Annotated in this window: 1 protein-coding gene; it reads left to right on the top strand. The window is 72.7% G+C overall.

What is annotated here, in order from left to right; translation table 11 throughout:
• The first annotated feature begins 26 nt into the window (after positions 1-26).
• The gene (locus C6N75_RS20640) at positions 27-3,743 is read left to right on the top strand and encodes a ThuA domain-containing protein (protein ID WP_105870401.1); all 3,717 of its coding nucleotides are present in this window, start codon (positions 27-29) and stop codon (positions 3,741-3,743) included.
• Positions 3,744-3,810 lie beyond the last annotated feature (67 nt).

The raw sequence follows: 3,810 nt of genomic DNA, 5'->3' as shown, positions 1-3,810 counted from the left end.
ACGCCCTTCCTGACGGAGGACCCCTGGTGCACAGCAAACGGACCCGAGCGCGGCGCGCGCTCGCCCTCCTCACCGGCGGCCTGCTCGCCGTCACCTCGCTCGCCCTCGGCGCCCCGCAGGGCCTCGCCGCCCCGGCCCGCCACCCGGGACACCCGGGACACCCGGCCCCGGCAGAGGAGCAGTTCCAGCAGGTCACCCTCGCCAAGGGCGGCGAGGAGACCGGCGAGCCGATGTCGCTGGCGGTCATGCCGGACCGCTCGGTGCTGCACACCTCCCGGGACGGCACGCTGCGGATCACCGACGCCGGCGGCGACACCCGCGTCGTCGGCAGCGTCCCGGTCTACTCCCACGACGAGGAGGGACTGCAAGGCGTCGCACTCGACCCGGACTTCGCCGCCAACCGGGCCGTCTACCTCTACTACGCGCCCCCGCTGGACACCCCCGCCGGCGACGCCCCCGAGAACGGCGCCGCCGCCGACTTCGCCCGCTTCGACGGCGTCAACCGCCTTTCCCGCTTCACCCTGAAGGCCGACGGCACCCTGGACAACGCCAGCGAGAGGAAAGTCCTGGACGTCCCCGCCACCCGGGGCATGTGCTGCCACGTCGGCGGCGACATCGACTTCGACGCCCAGGGCAACCTCTACCTCTCCACCGGCGACGACTCCAATCCGTTCGCCTCCGACGGCTTCACCCCCATCGACGCGCGCCCGGGCCGCAACCCCGCCTTCGACGCCCGCCGCACCTCCGGCAACACCAACGACCTGCGGGGAAAGATCCTGCGCATCAAGGTCGCCGAGGACGGCTCGTACACCGTCCCCGCCGGCAACCTCTTCGCCCCGGGGACGGCCAGGACCCGGCCCGAGATCTACGCCATGGGCTTCCGCAACCCCTTCCGCTTCAGCGTCGACCAGCAGACCGGGGTGCTGTACGTCGGAGACTACGGGCCCGACGCCGGCGCCGCCGACCCGTCGCGCGGCCCGGCCGGCCAGGTCGAGTTCGCCCGCGTCACCAGGCCCGGCAACTTCGGCTGGCCCTTCTGCACCGGCGACAACGACGCCTACACCGACTACGACTTCGCCACCGAGGTCGCGGGGGAGCCGTTCGACTGCGCCGCGCCGCGCAACACCTCCCCGTACAACACCGGACTGACCGAGCTGCCGCCGGCCGAGCCCGCCTGGATCCCCTACGACGGCGGCTCGGTGCCGGAGTTCGGCACCGGGTCGGAGTCCCCGATGGGCGGCCCGGTCTACCGCTACGACCCGGACAACCCCTCCCCGGTGAAGTTCCCCGAGGCGTGGGACGGCGACTTCTTCGCCGGCGAGTTCGGCCGGCGCTGGATCCGGCGTGTCGAGCACGGCCCGGACGGCGCCGTGCAGTCCATCCACCCGGTGCCCTGGACCGGCACCCAGGTGATGGACATGGCCTTCGGCCCCGACGGCGCGCTGTACGTCCTGGACTACGGCACCGCCTGGTTCGGCGGCGACGAGAACTCCGGCCTCTACCGCATCGAGAACGCCACCGGCGGGCGCTCCCCGCTCGCCGAGGCCGCCGCGAACCGCACCTCCGGCAAGGCCCCGCTGAAGGTCGCCTTCTCCTCGGCCGGCACCAGCGACCCGGACGGCGACGAGCTGACCTACGCCTGGGACTTCGGCGACGGCGGCGCCTCCACCGCGCCGGACCCGACGCACACCTACCGCCGCAACGGCTCCTACACCGCCGAGCTGACCGTCACGGACCCCACCGGCCGCACCGCCTCCGCCACCGTCCACGTCACCGTCGGCAACACCGCCCCCAAGGTGACCCTCGACCTGCCCGGCGACGGCACCCTGTTCTCCTTCGGCGACGACATCCCGTTCAAGGTGACCGTCACCGACCCCGAGGACGGCGCCGTCGACTGCGCCAAGGTCAAGGTCACCTACGTCCTCGGCCACGACAGCCACGGGCACCCGATCACCTCCGCCACCGGCTGCACCGGCACCATCAAGACCTCCTCCGACGGCGGCCACGACCCCAACGCCAACATCTTCGGCGTGCTGGACGCCGAGTACACCGACGGCGGAGGCGGCGGACAGGCCGCGCTCACCGGCCACGACCAGGCCCAGCTCCAGCCCCGCCACCGGCAGGCCGAGCACTACACGGCCTCCTCCGGCGTGCGCACCTACGAGAAGGGCGCGGCCCACGGCGGCCGGACCGTCGGCGACATCGACGACGGCGACTGGATCTCCTTCAGCCCCTACCTCCTCACCGGCTCCACCCAGCTCACCGCCCGGATCTCCTCCGGCGGCGCGGGAGGCTTCCTGGAGGTCCGCGCCGGCTCCGCCGCCGGCACGCTGCTCGGCTCCGCGCCCGTGCCCGTGACCGGAAGCTGGGAGACCTTCCAGGACGTGGACGTGCCGCTGCGCTCGGTCCCGAAGAGGACCACCTCCCTGGTCCTGGTCTTCAGGGGCGGCGCCGGGGCCCTCTACGACCTGGACGACTTCGAGCTGTCGAACACCCGGCCCGACCGCGCCGCCAAGCGCGTGCTGGTCTTCTCCAGGACCGCCGGCTACCGGCACGACTCCATCCCGGCCGGCGTCGCCGCCCTGAAGGAACTGGGCGCGGGCAGCGACATCACGGTGGACGCCACCGAGACCGCCGCCCAGTTCACCACCGCCAACCTCGCCCGCTACGACGCCGTCGTCTTCCTCTCCACCACCGGCGACGTCCTGAACGACGAGCAGCAGCGGGCCTTCGAGAACTACGTGGCCACCGGCGGCGGATACGTCGGCGTCCACGCCGCCGCCGACACCGAGTACGACTGGGAGTTCTACGGCGGCCTGGTCGGCGCCCACTTCGCCTCCCACCCGCACGTCCAGCAGGCCACCGTCCGCGTCGAGGACCACCAGCACCCCGCCACCGCCCACCTCGGCGACACCTGGCAGCGCACCGACGAGTGGTACGACTACCGCACCAACCCCCGCGGCCAGGCCCGCGTCCTCGCCGGCCTCGACGAGACCACCTACCAGGGCGGCACCATGAAGGGCGACCACCCGATCGCCTGGTGCCAGACCTACCAGGGCGGCCGCGCCTTCTACACCGGCGGCGGGCACACCGCGGAGTCCTACGCCGAACCGGCCTTCCGGCAGCACCTGCTCGGCGGACTGCGCTACGCCGCCGGCCAGGTCAAGGCCGACTGCCGGCCGCAGACCGGCTACCGCGACCTCTTCAACGGCCAGACCACCAACGGCTGGAAGCAGGCAGGACCCGGCCGGTTCACCGTCGCCGACGGCGAACTGCGCTCCGAGGGCGGCATGGGCCTGCTCTGGTACCAGGGCAAGGAGCTGGACTCCTACTCGCTCACGCTCGACTGGAAGCTCGCCGGTGACGACAACTCCGGGATCTTCGTGGGCTTCCCCGCCTCCGACAACCCCTGGTCCGCGGTGAACAAGGGCTACGAGATCCAGATCGACGCCACCGACGCCGTAGACCGCACCACCGGCGCGGTCTACGGCTCCAAGTCCGCCGACCTCAGGGCCCGCGACCGGGTCCTGAGGCCCCCGGGCCAGTGGAACAGCTACGAGATCAGGGTCCAGGGCGAACGCCTCCAGGTCTTCCTCAACGGGGCGAAGATCAACGACTTCACCAACACCGACTCCGCCCGCAGTCTGCGCGACGGCCACATCGGCCTACAGAACCACGGCGCCGACGACCAGGTCTCCTTCCGAAACATCCGGCTGAAGGAGCTGCCGCCCCCGGCGCCCTGACCGGCGCCCACCGACCGGCGGTGGGGGGGGCGGGGCCGTACCCCCCCCCCCCCGCCTCCCCCCGCCC

This window comes from Streptomyces solincola (genome assembly GCF_002982015.1).
Classification (GTDB): domain Bacteria; phylum Actinomycetota; class Actinomycetes; order Streptomycetales; family Streptomycetaceae; genus Streptomyces; species Streptomyces solincola.
This window is presented reverse-complemented; position numbering and strand designations above follow the sequence as displayed.